This is a genomic window from Roseateles sp. (assembly GCF_044373315.1).
Classification (GTDB): Bacteria; Pseudomonadota; Gammaproteobacteria; order Burkholderiales; family Burkholderiaceae_C; genus JACDQM01.
In genome coordinates this window covers 1-16,513 of the sequence record NZ_JBILQK010000010.1, presented here as the reverse complement: position 1 = coordinate 16,513, position 16,513 = coordinate 1, and the positions used below count along the sequence as shown (strand labels likewise).

Genomic DNA, 16,513 nt, shown 5'->3' with positions numbered 1-16,513 from the left:
ACAGCCGGAGCACCGCCTGCCATGAGTTCCTCTTCCGCCTTCTTCGAGAACGCCGCCACGCACTGGACCGACCTGGGCGACGGCATCCGCCGCAAGATCGTCGGCCACACGCCCGAGCTCATGTCGGTGCTGGTGCAGTTCGACCGCGGTGCCATCGGTACCCCGCACGCCCATGACGCGCACGACCAGATCGCCTATGTGGTGTCGGGTGCCTTCGAGGCCGAGATCGACGGCGTCAAGCGCGTGCTGCGTGTCGGTGATGCCTTCATCGCGCCGCGCCTGACCATGCATGGCGTGGTCGCGCTCGAAGCCGACAGCACCTTGCTGGACCAGTTTTCACCGCGTCGCGAGGATTACCTGTAATCCTCGCGACCGACAGGCGGGTGCTCGCACTGCAGCGAAGCCCGCGCTGAACCCCCAAGGCGCCCTGCGAGCGCCCGAACACCGCCGAACAGAAAGCCGCGCCCATGAGCCCGGCACCTCGGCCAGGAACGCCGCGCGGCGCCGCAAGCCAATCTGGCAGACGGCGGCGCTTCAGAACCCTCAGGAGACAAGACATGCCCAAACGCCACGGGACCAACCCGCCCCGCCTGACCCGCCTCGCCGCCTGCCTGCTGGGCGGCGCCACCCTGGGTCTGACCGTCCAGGCCCAGACCGCGCCGGACAACAAGACCACCAGTGAAGCCAAGACGCTGGATAGCGTCGTGATCACCGGCATCCGCGCATCGCTGGAAAGCGCGCTGAATGCCAAGCGCCAGGACAAGGGCATCGTCGATGTCATCAAGGCCGAAGACATCGCCAAGTTCCCCGACACCAATCTGGCCGAATCGCTGCAGCGCGTGCCAGGCGTGGTGATCGACCGCGATGCCGGCGAAGGCCGCAACATCACGGTGCGCGGCCTGGGCGCCGACTTCACCCGCGTGCGCATCAACGGCATCGAGGCGCTGGCCACCACCGGCGGCACCGACAGCTCCGGCGGCGCCAACCGCTCCCGCGGATTCGACTTCAACGTCTTCGCCGCCGAGCTGTTCAACAGCATCACCGTGCGCAAGAGCGCCTCGGCCGATGTCGACGAAGGCTCGCTCGGCGCCACCGTCGATCTGCAGGCCGCGCGCCCGTTCGATTTCAACAAGCGCGTGATCACCGGCTCGGTGAAGGCGCGCTACAACGACCTGTCCGGAAGCACCGATCCGCGCCTGGCCTTCCTGGTCTCGGACACCTTCGCCGGCAAGACCTTCGGCCTGCTCGTGTCGGGCGCCTATTCGAAGCGCAAACTCAATGAAGAAGGCTTCTCGACCGTGCGCTGGGACAACGGCGCTTCGTCCGGTGGCTGGTGCGCGCCCACCGGCGTCGCCAACAACCCGACCACCTCGACAGCCACCACCTGCGGCCCCGCGGCCCAGGGCGTGCCGCGACTGACCGGCAATGCCGACACGATCGCCGCCTACAACGCGGCCAGCAGCGTCAACAACTTCCACCCGCGCCTGCCGCGCTACGGCCGACTGACCCATGACCAGGATCGCCTGGGCCTGACCGCGGCCGCGCAGTGGCGCCCCAACGACGCGACGCTGGTCAGCCTGGATGTGCTCTATTCCAAGCTGGACGCCACCCGCCAAGAAGACTTCTTGCAAGCCATCTCTTTCAGCCGCACTGCGACTCAGGGCGGCAAGCCGCAGACCAGCGTGGTCAACACCAGCTATGACGCCAATGGCGCATTGCAGTTCGGCCAGTACAACGGTGTGGACATCCGCGCCGAATCGCGCTTCGACAAGCTCTCCACCGCCTTCACGCAACCCAGCCTGACGCTGGAGCACGAGTTCAGCGACACGGTACGCGTCAGCGCCAAGGTCGGCCGCGCGGACTCCAAGTTCCGCAACCCGATCCAGACCACGACGACGTTGGACGCGCTGAATGTCAACGGCTACACGCTGGATTTCCGTGGCAACAGCCGGTTGCCGCTGATTGGCTTCCCCTTCGACCCGGCGGCCAGCAGCGGCAATCCGCTGGCACTGGTCGGCGTGCCGCAGGTCGCCACCGGCACGCAGCCCACCACCATCCCCAACACCACCTCCAGCGAGATCCGTATCAGGCCGCAAGGTGCCAACAACCGCAATGACGTGGCCCAGGTGGACTTGGCCTGGGACCTGGTACCCAGCAAGCTGACGCTGCGCGGCGGCGGCAACTACAAGCAGTACAAGTTCGACACCTACGAGTTCCGCCGCGTTAACCAGAACGACACCATCTTCGCACCGGCAGCGGGCACAAGCGCCGCCAGCCTGACGACGCTGCTGAGCGGCTTCGGCAAAGGCCTTGATCTGCCGGCCGGCACGCCGACCGCCTGGTCCATTCCCAACCTGAGCGCCATCGCCGCGGCCTACGACATCTATTGCAACTGCATCAAGAGCGGCCCAGCCGGCGGCCCGGGCGACTTCACGCTGTCGTCCACGACCAACGGCAATGCCCGCGGCAACAACCGCCGTGTCACCGAGACCGACACCGGCGCGTTCGCGATGCTGGACTTCGACCAGCGCTTCATGGACATGCCGGTACGCGGCAATGTCGGTGTCCGCTATGTCAAGACCGAGCAGTCGTCAACCGGCTACCAAGCCGCGGCCGGCGGCACCGAGGTGACCGTGCCAAACACCTATGACGATGTACTGCCCTCGCTGAACATCGCGGCCAACATAACGCGCGATTTCATCGTGCGCTTCGGCGCCGCCAAGGTGATGGCACGTCCGCAACTCGGCAACCTGAACCCCGGCGGCACCATCAGCACCACCGGCACGCTGTCAATCACTAGCGGCAACCCGACGCTCAAGCCCTTCCGTGCCAAGACCTACGACAGCAGTCTGGAGTACTACTTCGGCCGCAATGCCTTCATCGGCATGGGCCTGTTCCGCAAGGACATCGACACCTACATCCAGAGCCTGCGCACCAATATCGCCTTCAAGGAAACCGGCCTGCCGCAATCGCTGCTGCCGTCCAACTTCACCGGCGACGAGGTGTTCCAGGTCACAACGCCGATCAACACCCCGGGAGGCAAGCTAACGGGCATCGAGCTGAACTACCAGCAGCCCTTCACCTTCCTGCCGTCCTGGGGCAAGAACTTCGGCACGGTGCTGAACTACACCTATGTGAAGTCCAAGATCACCTACCTGGTCTCGCCCACCAGCAACGCCACCATCGTGGACGACCTGCTCAACATGTCGCCCAAGTCCTGGAACGCCACGCTCTACTACGACGACGGCAAGTTCAGCGCCCGGGTCTCGGCCGCCAAGCGCTCGGCCTTCCTGACCCGCGTGCCGGGCCAGAACAACAACGATGTCGAAGGCAAGAACGGCTCGCTCAACGTGGACGCGTCGATCTCCTACAAGGTCAATGACAAGCTGGACATCACGCTGGAAGGCGTGAACCTGACCAACGAGGCGAACGACCAGTTCATCAGCCGCGCCCGCAACAGCCCGGTTGTCTACCACGTCACCGGCCGCGAGTTCCTGCTCGGCGCACGCTACAAGTTCTGAGCCAACGCTTGAAGTCCTACAACAGGGCCGCCCAACAGGCGGCCCTGTTTTTTGTGCAAGACCCAAACCCCTTTGTACGGACGAGCGATGAAAAACCTGCTCCTGGCCCTGCTGCTGGCTGGCAGCGCGCTGGCGCCTGACGCGCAAGCGCAGACCCTGGGCCTACGCCTGATCCTTGTCGGTGACTCAACGCTGGCGCCGCGCAGCGGCTATGGCAATGCGCTGTGCCAACGCCTGGACCAACTGGCGTGCCTGAACCTCGCGCGGGGTGGCCGCAGCAGCAAGAGCTACCGCGCCGAGGGCCTCTGGTCCAGCGTGCTGGCGCTGCTGCGCGAAGGCGGCCAGCGCGATCTGGTGCTGATCCAGTTCGGCCACAACGACCAGCCCGGCAAGCCCGGCCGCTCGACCGATCTGGCCAGCGAGTTCAAGCCCAATCTGGCCGGCTATGTGCGCGAGGCGCGCGCCGCCGGCGCCGAGGTGCTACTGCTGACGCCGCTGACACGCCGCAGCTTCGATGCGCAAGGCCAGCTGCAGAACGATCTGCGCCCCTGGGCACTAGCCACGCTGGCGCTGGCGGACGAGCTGCAGGTGCCGGTGATCGACCTGAACGGGCTCAGCGCCGTCGCCGTGCAGGCAATGGGCCGCGAACAGGCCGATCATTTGGCCATCGCACCGCCCGCCTCAGGCGCCATGCATGTGCCGCCGCCCTGGATGGTGGAACGCGCCGGCCCGGCGCGGACGCTGTTCGACCACACCCATGTCGGCCCGCAGGGCGCGGCCCTGTTCGCCGATCTGGTGCTGCAGGCCCTGCTGGCACTGCGCCCCGAGCTGGCGGCAGCAGTGACACCAGCAGCGCCGCCGCGCCCCTAAGCCGCTACCGGGACTCAGCGCTGACGAGACAGTTGCGCGTCCAGCCAATCCAGCGCGGCCTTCTGCTGGGCCAGGCCAAAGACATGGCCACCCGGCCAGAGCCGGGTGTCCAGCTGTGCAGTGGCGCCATCTGCAGCCCAGACGGCACGCAGGCGCTCAAGCGCGCTGCTGACAGCATCGAGCGGAAACAGCGGATCGTCAGCGCCGGCGTGCATCAGCAGCGGGCGCGGCGCCGCCAGAGCGGCAACGTCCGGATGGTCGAGCTCAGCCGCCAGGCCGGGATGCAGCATCGCGAAGGCCGACTGGCCCTGCAGCGTATGGCCGCCCGGACGCATCAGCCCTTCGCGCGTGCACATCCAGTGGCTGGCCACGCAGGCCGCCAGCTGCTGCGACAGCGCCGCCAGCTGCCAGGCCCGGAAGCCACCCATCGAAAATCCGAGCGCCGCCACCCGCTGCGCATCGATCTCGGGCTGTGCGCGCATCCAGCGCAGCGCGCGCAGGTCCTCACTGGCGATCAGGGCCGCCCAGCTCTGCCCCAGGTTCAGCAGATTGGCCGCCAGCGCCTGCTGGTGATCACGTGCGAAGCCCGGCCGCGAGCGTTCGCCCCAGCCCAGCGCATCGACCGCCAGCACCGCATAGCCGCGCTGCAGCAGCGCCTCGCCCAGGAAGCGGCCACCGTAGTAGCGCGCCACCCAGGCTTCGGCGCTGCGCGCGCGCTCGGCATCGTCCCAGGGCCGGATCAACTTTTCCTTGCCGATGTCGAAGCGTGCGCCATGGTCGTGCAGCAGCAGCACCGCCGGGAACGGCCCTTTGCCAGCAGGCAGCAGCAACAGCGCTGGCGCCGGGCCGCCCGGGCCCTGCTCCAGCAGCAGTCGGCGCGCGAGGCCACCCGCTACGGGCTGTTCGCCGAGGCTGCGGGTGCTGAAGCTGGCATCGGTGTCGGCCTCGCCCGGCAGCAGCATCAAGGCCCGCGCACGCGCCAGTGCCCGTTCGCGCCAGGCCAGCTGATGGCGCCCCGCTGCCGCATCCCAGCCCAGGCGCGGCTGACGCAGGCGCTCGCGCAGCGAGGCATGCAAGGGCGGCAGGCCCTCGGCCGACAGGCCGCTCTCGGCAGCACGCGCGAGCAGCGGCGTGGCGAGTGCGGCTACCGCGCCGCCCAGCAGGCGACGCCGCTGCAGGTACATCCGCTCAGCCCGCTGGCATGAGGCAGACTCTCGCTGCCGCGCCGCGCCGATGCCCTCGTCGTCTGCCGCTTCGTTCACATCGTCCTTCATGCCCGACCTCTCCTTCCTGCTTTCGCCTGCCCAGGGTTTCGGCTATCTGGCCTTCGTCTTCGGCGTGGCCTGCTTTGCGCAGACCGATGACCGGCGCTTCAAGCTGTTCATGGCGTTGGAGTGCCTGGCCTATGTGCTGCACTTCGCCTTGCTGGGCCATCCCACGGCGGTGGCCAGCAACCTGGTTTCTCTTGCCCGCTCGGTGGCGGCGATGCGCGCCCGCACGCCGGCCGTCGGCCTGTTCTTTATTGGCCTGAGCCTGGCCTTGGGCGCCTGGCTGTACCAGGGCTGGGTCTCGCTGCTGCCCATCCTGGCCTCGTGCATCGGCACCACGGCCTTGTTTTTTCTGCAGGGCCTGCGCATGCGCCTGCTGATGCTGTGCGGCACCGCGCTGTGGTTGCTAAACAACCTGCTCGTCGGCTCGATAGGTGGCACGCTGCTGGAAGCCACGCTGCTGCTGACAAATGGCTGGACCATCTGGCGGCTGTGGCGCAGGCCGGCCGGGGCAGCAGCATCAACGCCCGTTTCGGAACAATGAATCCCAGCCTGCCCGCGGGCTCATATCGTCCAGGTTCCAGTCATTGGGATCGAAGGCCCGCCGCGTCGGCGCGTACTGCGGATAGCCCTGCGCGTTCTCCAACTCGGAATCGATGATCTTGCCGCGACCCTCGGCCACATCGGACAGCAGCTTGAAGTCGATCGGATCGCGCGCCCAGGGCCGTGCGCCGACCGCCAGCGGCAACTCCTGCTCAAGACGCTCAGCCGCGATCCAGCGCAGGCCGGCCGGCAGATTGGGTGTCTCGGTCGCCAGGATGCGCGCGGAGCCGCTGGTGTAGCCGCCTGTCATCGGCAGCGCCTGGCCCTGCGCGTCGACCGCCAAGTTGCCCCGCAGATGCAGCGCCACATCACCCTGGCCGCCCAGCGTGAACAGCGGCAAGCCAGCGCGCGTGTCAGGGCCCTGGCGGTAGGCATTGGCGACCAGACTCAGCTGGCCGGTCTGCGGCTCGCGGCCAGACCATTCATGTGCAACCAGGTTGTAGTGCACCGCGCGCGCACCCGGGTTGTAGATCAGGTTGTTGACCATGGCCGCGTGCACGCCGCCCTTGAACAGCGCATTGCGCTCCTGATTGGAGGCGTAAAGATTGCCGTACAGCAGCACCTGGCTGGCGTTGTCATGCACGAGCGTGCCCTTGGAATGCTCGCCTTTCGGATGCACCGAGTTCGCCAGGCCCTCGTAGATCAGGTTGTGACTGTAGGTGATCTGATGCGAGGTGTTGCGGCGCCAGTCCGCAGGCGTCTCACCCTGGAAGCGCGGCCCCCCGATGGACAGGTTCTCGTCGGTCGCCCAGGAGAAGCTGCAATGGTCGACGATCACGCGTGCGGCACCGGCGCCGGTGCTCAGCCCATCATGGTCGCCACCGCTCTTCTTGGCACGGCCGTACTCGCCGGGGCGGACCATCAGGTGCTGGATGATCACGTCCGCGGCCGCCACCTCCAGCTCGCCCTTGATCAGCGTGATGCCCGGATCGGGCGCAGTCTGCCCGGCCACGGTGAGCCGGCCCTCGCGGATGCGCAGCGAGGCGCCCGCCAGGTCGATCACGCCACCGACCTCGAACACCACGATGCGCGGCCCTGGCGCCTCCAAGGCGGCTCGAAGCGAACCGGGTCCGCTGGCCGCCAGGCTTGTGACACGGATCAGTGCGCCGCCCCGGCCGCCACTGGTCTGGGCCCAGCCGGGGTGCTCGTAAGTGGCGCGGTTGAGGGTTTGGCCAAAGACCTCCGAACACAGCAAGGCCGCCAAGCCGAAAAGCAGTGCGTTCTTCACGCGGAGTCCTGGACCAGGTCCTGCATCAGCTCAGGCGCGATCACCGCACCGCGGTGCTGGATCACGCGCGCCGCCAGGCGGTTGCCGAACTCTGCCGCGGACAGCGCATCCGCGCCGAGCAGGCGACGGCTCAGATAGCCGGCGGCGAAGGAGTCTCCCGCCGCTGTGGTGTCCACCACGTTGGGCACGCTCACTGTCGCCGCTTCCTGCCAATCGCTGTGGCCGGCTTGGCGCAGCAGGGTCGAAGCGGCGCCGCGCTTGATCAGGATCTCCGGCGGAGCCAGCTGCTGCGCGTGGGCCACGGCCTCGTCCAGCGAGCCCAGGCCCATCACGGCCTGATGGTCGTCGGCCGTCACCAGGGCGATCGTGGCCGAATGAAAAGCGCGGTTGAAGCAGGTCCTTGCCGTCAGCAGGTCCGGCCACAGGCGTGGCCGGTAATTGTTGTCGAACACCACCTGCGCGCCCAGTGCGCGCATCGATGCCATCAGCGCATAGACCCGCTCGCGCGCCAGCGGCGACAGGATGGCCAGGCTGATGCCGCTCAGATAGAAGGTGCCGAACTCGGGGCTGCACGCCTCCAGCGGCGTCTGCGCCGCATCGAAGTACAGCCGTGCCGCGCTGGATTCGCGCCAGAAGTGGAAGCTGCGTTCGCCGCGCTCGTCTAGTTCGATCATGTACATCCCCGGCAACTTGCCCGGGATGCGCTGCACCAAACTCAAGTCCAGGCCCTGCGCCTGCCAGCGCTGCAGCAGGCCCTCGCTCAGCGGATCGTCGCCGAGCGCCGTGGCATAGCTGACCTCGATGCCAGCCGCCCGCCCGCAGCGCGCCAGATAAACCGCTGTGTTGAAGGTGTCGCCGCCATAGGCCTGGGTCAGCGTGCCGAAGGCCTGGCCCTGCAGCTCCAGCATGCATTCGCCGAGCAAAACCACCTTGTGTTGCGTCGCCCCCATGAAAGCCCTTATCTAATTGAAACGCTGTTTCGTTATTCTCATCTCATGAGCACTCTTTTTGAAACAGCACTCACCCTGAGTTCCTGAATGCGTATGGCTCCTGACACGCCCGACACCCTAACCGACGCTGCCACCCAAGCCCTGCTGCTGACCGGTGCGGCCGGTGCGCTGGGCTGCGTTCTGCGCTTGCCCCTGGGGCGGCTGTGCGGTGGTGGCCAGCCCTATGCCGCGCTGCGCCTGAGCGACCGGGCCGCGTTTGCCCAGCCCGCCGGCACGCATGAGCAGGAGAGCCCCTGCGAGCTGGCTGACCGCACGGCGATGGAGTCGCTGCTGCAGGGCGTGGCCGCAGTCGTGCATCTGGGCGGCGTGGCCGTGGAAAGCCCGTTCGAGCCGATCTGCGAAGCCAATATCCGCGGCGTCTTCCACCTGTATGAAGCCGCCCGACTGGCAGGCACGCGGCGCATCGTGCTGGCCAGCTCCAACCACGTCAGCGGCTGCTATGCACAAGGTCAGTCCATCGGACCGGCCGATCTGCCGCGGCCCGATGGCTATTACGGCGTCAGCAAGCTTTTCGCAGAACAGATGGCGCAGCTCTACTGGGACCGCTACGGCATCGAGAGCGTCTGCCTACGGCTGGGAACGGTGGCGGCCGAGCCGCAAGACCGGCGCGCACTGTCAACCTGGCTGAGCTTCGGCGATCTGGAACGTCTGGTGCTGGCGGCGCTGAGCGCCAAGGACGTGGGCTGCCTGACGGTCTACGGTGTTTCGGCCAATCCGGCACGCTGGTGGAGTGAGGCCGGTTGGGCGCAGCTGGGCTACCGCCCGCAGGACAGCGCCGAGGCCTGGCGCGAGCAGGTCCAGCAGCTCGGCCAGCCGGCCGATTCGCCGATGGCGCGGCTGCAGGGCGGCAGTTTCCTGGGCCTGGGTCCGTTCGAGCGCCAGCCATGAACCTGAGCGCCCACCCCGAGCTCTGGTGGCAAGGCCCCAGCGCGCTGGCCGAGAGCCCGCTGTGGTCGGCGCTGGAGCAGGCCTTCTACTGGGTGGACATCAGTGCCCGACGCCTGTGGCGCCACGACGGCACGGCCGCAGCCGCACAAAGCTGGGAGATGCCGAACCCACCCGGCTGCATCGCCTTGGGCTCGCAAGCCGGTGAGTTGCTGGTGGCGCTGAGCGATGGCGTGCAGCTGCTGAGCCTGCTGCCCCAAGGGCGTTGGACGGGTCGCCGCGTGGCCGACGCCCCGTATGGCGCGGACATGCGCTTCAACGATGGCCGCTGCGACCGCCAGGGGCGCTTCTGGGTCGGCAGCATGGCTCTGAACCCGGATGAGTCGCCCGCGCGCGGGCGGCTGGCGCGCTTGCAGCTCGAGGGCGAACACGCCAGCTGGCAGCCGGCCCTGCGCGAGCAGATGTTGATCCCCAACGGCCTGGCCTTCAGTCCGGATGGCGCGCGTCTGTACTTCAGCGACTCGCATCGCTCGCAGGCCCGGGTCTGGGTCTGCGACTACGACCCGGCCACGGGCCAGGCTGCAGCACCGCAGCCCTTCATCGATCGCCTCGCCTGCGGCCGGCCGGACGGCGCGGCGGTGGACGCCGACGGCGGCTACTGGATCTGCGCCAACGACGGCGCGGCCGTGCTGCGCTACACGCCGGCCGGCGTGCTGGACCGACGCATCGACTTGCCGGTGGCCAAGCCCACCATGTGCGCTTTTGGCGGGCCGGACCTCGGCACGCTGCTGATCACGACCATGTGCCCTGCAGGCCCTGGTTTGTCTGCGACCCCGCTGGACGGCGCGCTGTTTGCGCTGCGTCCGGGGGTCACGGGCCTGGCGGAGACCCCCTTCGCGGGTGGACGCCAGCCCTTCTCACACGATGACTGACAAACCCTGCGAGGAGACACCCATGAACCGACCCCGTTTGACATTGACCACAGGCCTGATCGCCGCAGCGCTGGCCGCACTGGGCCAGGGCGCCAGCGCGATGCAACTGCGCTCGGCCGACGTGCACAACAGCGATGACTACCCCACCGTGGCTGCCGTCCGCCATATGGGCGAACTGCTGAGCCAGCGCAGTGGCGGCAAGTTCACGACCAAGGTCTTCAACAAGGGCGCGCTGGGCAGCGAGAAGGAAACCATCGACCAGGTCAAGATCGGCGCCCTGGAGATGACGCGGGTGAATATCAGCCCGATGAATGCCATCTGCGCCAAGACGCAGGTGCCGACCATGCCCTTCCTGTTCCGCTCGGTGGAGCACATGCGCAAGAGCCTGGACGGCCCGGCTGGCGAAGAGATCCTGAAGAGCTGCGAGCCCCAGGGCTTCATCGGCCTGGCCTACTACGACAGCGGTGCGCGCTCGATCTACGGCCGCAAGCCCGTCAAGACCGTGGCCGATGCCAAGGGCATGAAGATCCGCGTGCAGCAGTCGGACCTGTGGGTGGCGCTGATCGGCGCCATGGGCGCCAATGCCACGCCGATGCCGATCGGCGAGGTCTACACCGGGCTGAAAACCGGCCTGATCGACGCAGCCGAGAACAATGTGCCATCCTACGAAGGCTTCAAGCATTTCGAGGCGGTCAAGTTCCTGTCCAGGACCGAGCACTCGATGGCGCCGGAGATGCTGCTGATGAGCAAACTGGTGTTCGACAAGCTGAGCAAGGCCGAGCAGGACATGATCCGCGCGGCGGCCAAGGAGTCGGTGGCCTTCCAGCGCAAGAAGTGGGACGAACAGGAAGCCAAGTCCATGGCCGCGGTGAAGGCGGGCGGGGCCGAGATCATCGACGTCGACAAGGCGTCCTTCCAGGCGGTGATGGCACCGGTCTATGCCAGGTTCATGACCACGCCTGACCTGCAGCGCCTGGTCAAGACCATCCAGGACACCAAATGAGCCCGTCGGTGCTGAAGGAAACGACAGCACCGGCAACACGATCAGCAGGCTTGTTCACCCGCTTCTGCGCCAGCCTCTCCAAGCTGGCGCTGATGGCGGCGGTAGCGGGCCTGCTGGCCGTGGTGCTGTGCGTGCAATACCAGGTGATCGGCCGCTATCTGTTCAACGACACGCCCACCTGGGCCGAAGCGCTGGCCATGCTGCTGGTGCTTTACGTCACCGCGCTGGGCGTGGCGGTGGGCGTGCGGGACGCCGGGCATATCGGGCTGGAATCGCTGCTCGTGCTGCTGCCCGAGCGTCTGCGCCGCAACTTTGAAATTCTGATCCACCTTCTGGTGGCGCTGTTCGGCGGACTGATGCTAAAGGCAGGCTGGCTGTGGACCACGCTCAAGTGGGGCGAGAAGAAGCCCATGCTGGGCGTCCCCGAAGGCATGGACTACCTGCCGCTGGTGATTGCCGGCGGGCTGATCGTGCTGTTCTCGATAGAACATATCGTCGCGCTGGTGCGCGGCCACCACGTGGAGCCAGCATGGAACTGACGATTCTTGGCTTCAGCTTCGCGCTGCTGCTGATTCTTGGCGTGCCCGTGGCTTTCGCCATCGGCCTAGCCTCGGTAGTGACCATCCTGGCAGCCGGCATGCCGGTTGCCATCGTCTTCCAGAAGATGGTCGGCGGCATGCAGGTGTTCAGCTTCCTGGCGATTCCCTTCTTCGTGTTCGCCGGCGAACTGATGCTGCATGGCGGCATCGCCGAACGCATCATCCGCTTCGCCAACAGCCTAGTCGGCCATGTGCGGGGCGGCCTCGGCATGAGCAATGTGGTGGGCTGCACGCTGTTCGGCGGCGTGGCCGGCTCGCCGCTGGCCGATGTCTCAGCCATGGGCTCGGTGATGATCCCGATGTTGAAGAAGGAAGGCTACGACGCGGACTACGCCGTCAACGTCACCACCCACGCCTCCCTGGTGGGTGCACTGATGCCGACCTCGCACAACCTGATCATCTTCACGCTCGCGGCGGCCGGCATTGCCTCGGTCAGCGTGTTCAGCCTGATCCTGGCCGCGCTGATACCGGCCGTGCTGCTCACAGTCTGCAATCTGGTCGCCGCCTATGGCGTGGCCGTCAAGCGAGGTTATCCGACGCATGGCACCTTCCCCGGCAGGCCCGCGGTGCTCAAAGCCTTCGGCGCCGCACTGCCCGGCCTGCTGGTGGTGGTGATCATCCTGGTGGGCATCCTCAGCGGCGTCTTCACTGCCACCGAGTCGGCGGCGACAGCGGTGTTCTGGGCACTCGCCATCACGGTGCTGGCCTACCGCTCGCTGAGCTGGCAGAACTTCCTCAAGGCTTGCGCCAAGGCCTGCAAGACCACCGGCGTGGTGCTGTTCCTTATCGGCATCTCCTCGGCCTTCGGCTACTTCATGGCGCTCTATGAAGTGCCGCAGAAGACCGGCGAGCTGATGCAGTGGGTGGCCAACGAGCCCTGGCTGATCTTCCTGATGGTCAATCTGCTGCTGTTCGTGCTCGGCACCTTCCTGGACATGGCGGCCACCATCCTCATCTGCACCCCGATCTTTCTGCCAATCTGCCAGAAGTTCGGCATGGACCCGACGCAGTTCGGCATCGTCATGCTGCTGAACTGTTCGCTGGGTCTCAACACCCCACCGGTGGGTACGACCCAGTTCGTCGGCTGTGCCATCGGCCAGATCTCGGTCGGCGAGGTGATGCGTTCGATCTGGCCGTTCTATGGCGCCCTGATCGTCACGCTGATGCTGGTCACCTATGTGCCCGCCTTCTCGCTGTGGCTGCCGGGACTGATGAAGTGAGGACCGGACCATGAGCGCGAATCCTCGACGCATCCGCATGCATGAGCGCGACAACGTCGCCATCGTGGTCAACGACGGCGGCCTGCCTGCCGGCACTCGCTTTGACGACGGGCTGTGCCTGGTCGATGCCGTGCCGCAGGGCCACAAGCTGGCCTTGCGCGCCATCGCCGCCGGCCAGCCGGTGCTGCGCTACGGCGTCTGCATCGGCCATGCCCGCCAGCCGATTGCAGCCGGGGCCTGGGTGCACGAGCGCCTGCTGGAGATGCCCGAGGCGCGCGCACTCGACCAGCCCTTGCCCCCGCCCGAGCCGGCCCCGGCGCTGGCGCCCTTGGCCGGCTACAGCTTCCAGGGCTATCGCAATGCCGATGGGTCGGTGGGCACGCGCAACATCCTGGCCCTCTCCACCACGGTGCAATGCGTGGCCGGCGTGCTGAACCTGGCGCTGCGACGCATCAAGGCTGAACTGCTGCCGCTGTATCCGAATGTGGATGACGTGGTCGCCATCGAACATGCCTACGGCTGCGGCGTCGCGATCGACGCGCCTGGCGCCGAAATCCCGATCCGCACGCTGCGGAGCCTGGCGCTCAACCCCAACTTTGGCGGCGAGGTGATGCTGGTCTCGCTGGGCTGCGAGAAGCTGCAGCCGGATCGCCTGCTGCCGCCCGGCAGCCTGCCGATCGCCGATGCCCAGGCCAGCAGCCGCGTGCGCCTGCAGGACGAGCAGCATGTCGGCCTGGGCTCGATGCTGGACAGCATCCTGGCGCAGGCCCGCGTGCACCTGGAACGGCTGAACCGGCGCCAGCGCGAAACCGTGCCGGCCAGCGAGCTGGTGGTGGGCCTGCAATGCGGCGGCAGCGACGCCTTCTCGGGCGTCACCGCCAACCCAGCGCTGGGCTTCTGCGCCGATCTGCTGGTGCGCGCGGGCGCCACCGTGATGTTCTCGGAAGTCACCGAAGTGCGCGACGCGGTCGACCAGCTTGTGTCGCGGGCTTCTGACGCCGAGGTGGCCGAGGCCATCCAGCGCGAGCTGGCCTGGTACGACGCCTATCTGCAAAGCGGCCGAAGCGACCGCAGCGCCAACACCACGCCCGGCAACAAGGCGGGCGGGCTGAGCAATATCGTCGAGAAGGCGATGGGCTCCGTCGTCAAGTCAGGCACGGCACCCATCGCCGGCGTGGTGGCGCCGGGCGAACGCGCCCGCAGCAAGGGCCTGCTGTTCGCCGCCACGCCGGCCAGCGACTTTGTCTGCGGCACGCTGCAACTGGCTGCCGGCATGAACATGCATGTGTTCACCACCGGCCGCGGCACGCCCTACGGCCTGGCGGCCTGCCCGGTGATCAAGGTCGCCACGCGCACGGAGCTGGCCACCCGATGGCATGACCTGATGGACCTGGACGCCGGCCGCATCGCCAGCGGCGAGGCCAGCATCGAGAGCATGGGCTGGGAGCTTTTTCATCTGATGCTGGACGTAGCCAGCGGGCGCCGCACCTGGTCCGAGCGCTGGGGCCTGCACAACGCCCTGGTGCTGTTCAATCCGGCACCGATCACCTGAGGCTGTCCCTGCCATCAGGGGCGCAGCTGGGCCAGCCGCCCCCACCTCGCCAGCCTCAGATGGCCTTGGCCAGCTTGGCAGCGGCCATTTGCAGTTCGCTTTGCGCGGCGCGGCGGCCGGTAATGACAACCTGCGGCAGTTGCGCCACTTCGACCGAAGTCTGCATGCGCCTGCCTTCAATCACCACACGCTTCAGCTTCACGACTTCAGTGGCCTGCGCTGCCTTGGGGGCAGCCAAGCCCAGGCCCAGGGCGACCAAACTGGTTCCAATGACGACGGCGAGGACAAGTGCATTTACGGTGGTGTTCATGGCGGGCTCCCATTGCGGTTTGGCGTTTGAGTGCCTTCAGTTTCTTCGCCGGCCCGCTGCTGCACCAGCGCAAGCCGACGAGTTGCAGCCCGGACGGTATGAGCTGAAGCTCTCGCCGATCTGCCGGTTGACCGGGAGAAAGGACAGCCAGCTCGTGAAGACCTGCACGCGCACCGCAGCCGACACGAGTGTCGAGTCCCACTGAGTTCTGAACCTGACATCTTTCTGGATCAACAGCTTAGCGGCAATCGACTCACGCACCTTTGAACTCCTCATTCGCTTAACTTTGAATTTTCACGAAATCTTGTCGCTTAACTTTGAACTCTTGCCACTCAGCTCGGCCGATAGCTCGGCCGTGCCCGCAGCCACAGGGAACAATACAGCTTGCCGATGCTGCACAAGCAACGCAAACTGCCAGCATGAGATCGACACGCCGCGCGAGCTTGAGCCGACCGACGAAATCTCGCCCCTTCAGCTACATCCGTAAAGACGGATCTGTGACGCTGCCCCCTGAACTCGCCGAGTTTCGCCTCGGACAACGCGTCTACTTCTTTGTTCAAGGTCAGTCAGTCCACATCTCGGGACGTCCAAAGCGCAGTTGCGCAGGCCGGTTGATTTCGAGACGCATCAAGCGCGCAGTTCGCAGCCTGTCAGCATATGGCCCGCGCCGCCGTTCGCACTTGGCTCGATCAGGGCCTGCGCAAATGATCGACGGCAAATGACTAGCCTAGCCACTGTGGGGTACGACAGCGCGCCCGCCCCGCCTTCAAGGCGCACCTGGAACTACCGGGTGATCTCGTTCAAGCAGGGCGAGGATGCGTGGTGTGCGATCCACGAGGTCTACTACGAGTATGGTGTTCCCGTCACCTATGGGACGTCCCCAGCGGTAGCTCTTTGGGATGTCGAGGAGGGGGACGTCGCCGGCCGCTCCTGCATGGATCGGATGAGGGAGGCGCTGAACAAGCCGTTCCTGACCGAGGGAGACTTCACCCGGGAGGGCTGAACACAACGGGCAATCGTCGTATGGCTCTTTAAGGCTGACAGCAGCCGGTCATCACTCGTGGACCTCATCGCGACCCGAACGCTGGGCCGGCTGCCCATCAACGGTCATTCACCAGGGCTGGCGATCGACCCGGAGCCGACATCCGCTGTCCCGATCTCGCCACCCTGAAGCAGCCGGTCGGGCAACCTTTCAGTCACCCGTAGGAGGAACCGCGACGGAGGGCACACGTCAGCTGGCAGCCATTAAGGCGATTGAGGCACGGAGCACGGCTTGAGACCGTGCGGGCTCACCCCACCGGGAGCCCATCGTGAGAGCCACGGCGCAGCAGCCCCAGCGGGCGCCCGATGGCGCCCCGGTCCACTACGAACGCCACCGTCCTGAGCAGACCACGCTGTACTGCCTGGTGCAGCAGCACGCGGCCAGCTTCATCGCCCACACCGAGGCCAGCACTGGCGCCGAGTTGCCCCGGTTCATCAAGGACGAGTTCGAAGCCTTCCTGGAGTGCGGAA

Annotated in this window: 15 protein-coding genes and 1 pseudogene; 12 read left to right on the top strand and 4 right to left on the bottom strand. The window is 66.7% G+C overall.

The annotated features are described in order from the left end of the window. The first annotated feature begins 21 nt into the window (after positions 1 to 21). From ACIQ67_RS04320 to ACIQ67_RS04310, 3 genes are all read left to right on the top strand, one after another. Positions 22 to 363: a cupin domain-containing protein gene (locus tag ACIQ67_RS04320; RefSeq protein WP_397533125.1), complete on the top strand. Its 342-nt coding sequence runs from the start codon at positions 22 to 24 to the stop codon at positions 361 to 363. A 194-nt stretch (positions 364 to 557) separates the two neighbouring features. Continuing rightward, a complete protein-coding gene (locus ACIQ67_RS04315; protein WP_397533124.1) occupies positions 558 to 3,521 on the top strand; it encodes a TonB-dependent receptor in 2,964 nt (987 codons plus the stop codon). Positions 3,522 to 3,608: 87 nt separating this feature from the next. Then, the gene (locus ACIQ67_RS04310) at positions 3,609 to 4,391 is read left to right on the top strand and encodes a rhamnogalacturonan acetylesterase (protein WP_397533123.1); all 783 of its coding nucleotides are present in this window, start codon (positions 3,609 to 3,611) and stop codon (positions 4,389 to 4,391) included. Positions 4,392 to 4,405: 14 nt separating this feature from the next. Here ACIQ67_RS04310 and ACIQ67_RS04305 read toward each other — a convergent pair whose 3' ends face one another. Next, positions 4,406 to 5,665, bottom strand: a complete 1,260-nt coding sequence (locus ACIQ67_RS04305) for a dienelactone hydrolase family protein (RefSeq protein ID WP_397533122.1) — start codon at positions 5,663 to 5,665, stop codon at positions 4,406 to 4,408. Between ACIQ67_RS04305 and ACIQ67_RS04300 the strand changes: the two genes are divergently transcribed. After that, complete coding sequence (locus ACIQ67_RS04300) at positions 5,664 to 6,203, top strand: YgjV family protein (RefSeq protein ID WP_397533121.1); 540 nt, start codon at positions 5,664 to 5,666, stop codon at positions 6,201 to 6,203. The genes ACIQ67_RS04305 and ACIQ67_RS04300 overlap by 2 nt on opposite strands. Here the strand turns inward: ACIQ67_RS04300 and ACIQ67_RS04295 are convergent. Together ACIQ67_RS04295 and ACIQ67_RS04290 are read right to left on the bottom strand one after the other, a co-directional pair. Continuing rightward, the gene (locus ACIQ67_RS04295; RefSeq protein WP_397533120.1) at positions 6,180 to 7,490 is read right to left on the bottom strand and encodes a polysaccharide lyase family 1 protein; all 1,311 of its coding nucleotides are present in this window, start codon (positions 7,488 to 7,490) and stop codon (positions 6,180 to 6,182) included. The two genes, ACIQ67_RS04300 and ACIQ67_RS04295, sit on opposite strands and share 24 nt — an antisense overlap. Next, positions 7,487 to 8,440 carry a sugar kinase gene (locus tag ACIQ67_RS04290; RefSeq protein WP_397533119.1) on the bottom strand — a complete coding sequence of 318 codons (954 nt, stop codon included), beginning with the start codon at positions 8,438 to 8,440 and terminating at the stop codon, positions 7,487 to 7,489. The genes ACIQ67_RS04295 and ACIQ67_RS04290 overlap by 4 nt, the downstream gene beginning before the upstream one ends. A gap of 87 nt (positions 8,441 to 8,527) precedes the next feature. On the opposite strand from ACIQ67_RS04290, the gene ACIQ67_RS04285 reads away from it, so the two are divergent. The 6 genes from ACIQ67_RS04285 to garD are packed head-to-tail and all read left to right on the top strand — an operon-like array spanning position 8,528 to position 14,691. Next, positions 8,528 to 9,388, top strand: a complete 861-nt coding sequence (locus ACIQ67_RS04285) for an NAD-dependent epimerase/dehydratase family protein (RefSeq protein ID WP_397533118.1) — start codon at positions 8,528 to 8,530, stop codon at positions 9,386 to 9,388. Beyond that, positions 9,385 to 10,317 (top strand): SMP-30/gluconolactonase/LRE family protein, encoded by a 933-nt coding sequence (locus ACIQ67_RS04280; protein ID WP_397533117.1) that lies wholly within the window; start codon positions 9,385 to 9,387, stop codon positions 10,315 to 10,317. The genes ACIQ67_RS04285 and ACIQ67_RS04280 overlap by 4 nt, the downstream gene beginning before the upstream one ends. 22 nt (positions 10,318 to 10,339) lie before the next feature. Then, positions 10,340 to 11,320 (top strand): TRAP transporter substrate-binding protein, encoded by a 981-nt coding sequence (locus ACIQ67_RS04275; RefSeq protein ID WP_397533116.1) that lies wholly within the window; start codon positions 10,340 to 10,342, stop codon positions 11,318 to 11,320. A gap of 50 nt (positions 11,321 to 11,370) precedes the next feature. After that, entirely contained in the window at positions 11,371 to 11,859 is a 489-nt protein-coding gene (locus tag ACIQ67_RS04270) for a TRAP transporter small permease (RefSeq protein ID WP_397533171.1), read from the top strand. Beyond that, entirely contained in the window at positions 11,850 to 13,139 is a 1,290-nt protein-coding gene (locus ACIQ67_RS04265) for a TRAP transporter large permease (RefSeq protein WP_397533115.1), read from the top strand. The genes ACIQ67_RS04270 and ACIQ67_RS04265 overlap by 10 nt, the downstream gene beginning before the upstream one ends. Positions 13,140 to 13,149: 10 nt before the next feature. Further along, positions 13,150 to 14,691, top strand: a complete 1,542-nt coding sequence (gene garD, locus ACIQ67_RS04260; protein ID WP_397533114.1) for a galactarate dehydratase — start codon at positions 13,150 to 13,152, stop codon at positions 14,689 to 14,691. Between the two features lie 55 nt (positions 14,692 to 14,746). On the opposite strand, the gene ACIQ67_RS04255 is transcribed toward garD, so the two are convergent. Then, positions 14,747 to 15,001 carry a hypothetical protein gene (locus ACIQ67_RS04255; RefSeq protein WP_397533113.1) on the bottom strand — a complete coding sequence of 85 codons (255 nt, stop codon included), beginning with the start codon at positions 14,999 to 15,001 and terminating at the stop codon, positions 14,747 to 14,749. A gap of 718 nt (positions 15,002 to 15,719) precedes the next feature. Here ACIQ67_RS04255 and ACIQ67_RS04250 point away from each other — a divergent pair. Both ACIQ67_RS04250 and ACIQ67_RS04245 read left to right on the top strand, forming a co-directional pair. Beyond that, entirely contained in the window at positions 15,720 to 16,004 is a 285-nt protein-coding gene (locus ACIQ67_RS04250) for a hypothetical protein (RefSeq protein ID WP_397533112.1), read from the top strand. A 307-nt stretch (positions 16,005 to 16,311) separates the two neighbouring features. After that, positions 16,312 to 16,513, top strand: a pseudogene (locus ACIQ67_RS04245) (hypothetical protein); the annotation flags it as partial.

What these genes read in the sequence shown, in the direction of transcription:
- ACIQ67_RS04320 (WP_397533125.1), top strand. Translation starts at nt 22, where the DNA reads ATGAGTTCCTCTTCCGCCTTCTTCGAGAACGCCGCCACGCACTGGACC.
- ACIQ67_RS04315 (WP_397533124.1), top strand. Translation starts at nt 558, where the DNA reads ATGCCCAAACGCCACGGGACCAACCCGCCCCGCCTGACCCGCCTCGCC.
- ACIQ67_RS04310 (WP_397533123.1), top strand. Translation starts at nt 3,609, where the DNA reads ATGAAAAACCTGCTCCTGGCCCTGCTGCTGGCTGGCAGCGCGCTGGCG.
- ACIQ67_RS04300 (WP_397533121.1), top strand. Translation starts at nt 5,664, where the DNA reads ATGCCCGACCTCTCCTTCCTGCTTTCGCCTGCCCAGGGTTTCGGCTAT.
- ACIQ67_RS04305 (WP_397533122.1), bottom strand. Translation starts at nt 5,665, where the DNA reads ATGAAGGACGATGTGAACGAAGCGGCAGACGACGAGGGCATCGGCGCG.
- ACIQ67_RS04290 (WP_397533119.1), bottom strand. Translation starts at nt 8,440, where the DNA reads ATGGGGGCGACGCAACACAAGGTGGTTTTGCTCGGCGAATGCATGCTG.
- ACIQ67_RS04285 (WP_397533118.1), top strand. Translation starts at nt 8,528, where the DNA reads ATGCGTATGGCTCCTGACACGCCCGACACCCTAACCGACGCTGCCACC.
- ACIQ67_RS04280 (WP_397533117.1), top strand. Translation starts at nt 9,385, where the DNA reads ATGAACCTGAGCGCCCACCCCGAGCTCTGGTGGCAAGGCCCCAGCGCG.
- ACIQ67_RS04275 (WP_397533116.1), top strand. Translation starts at nt 10,340, where the DNA reads ATGAACCGACCCCGTTTGACATTGACCACAGGCCTGATCGCCGCAGCG.
- ACIQ67_RS04265 (WP_397533115.1), top strand. Translation starts at nt 11,850, where the DNA reads ATGGAACTGACGATTCTTGGCTTCAGCTTCGCGCTGCTGCTGATTCTT.
- garD (WP_397533114.1), top strand. Translation starts at nt 13,150, where the DNA reads ATGAGCGCGAATCCTCGACGCATCCGCATGCATGAGCGCGACAACGTC.
- ACIQ67_RS04255 (WP_397533113.1), bottom strand. Translation starts at nt 15,001, where the DNA reads ATGAACACCACCGTAAATGCACTTGTCCTCGCCGTCGTCATTGGAACC.
- ACIQ67_RS04250 (WP_397533112.1), top strand. Translation starts at nt 15,720, where the DNA reads ATGACTAGCCTAGCCACTGTGGGGTACGACAGCGCGCCCGCCCCGCCT.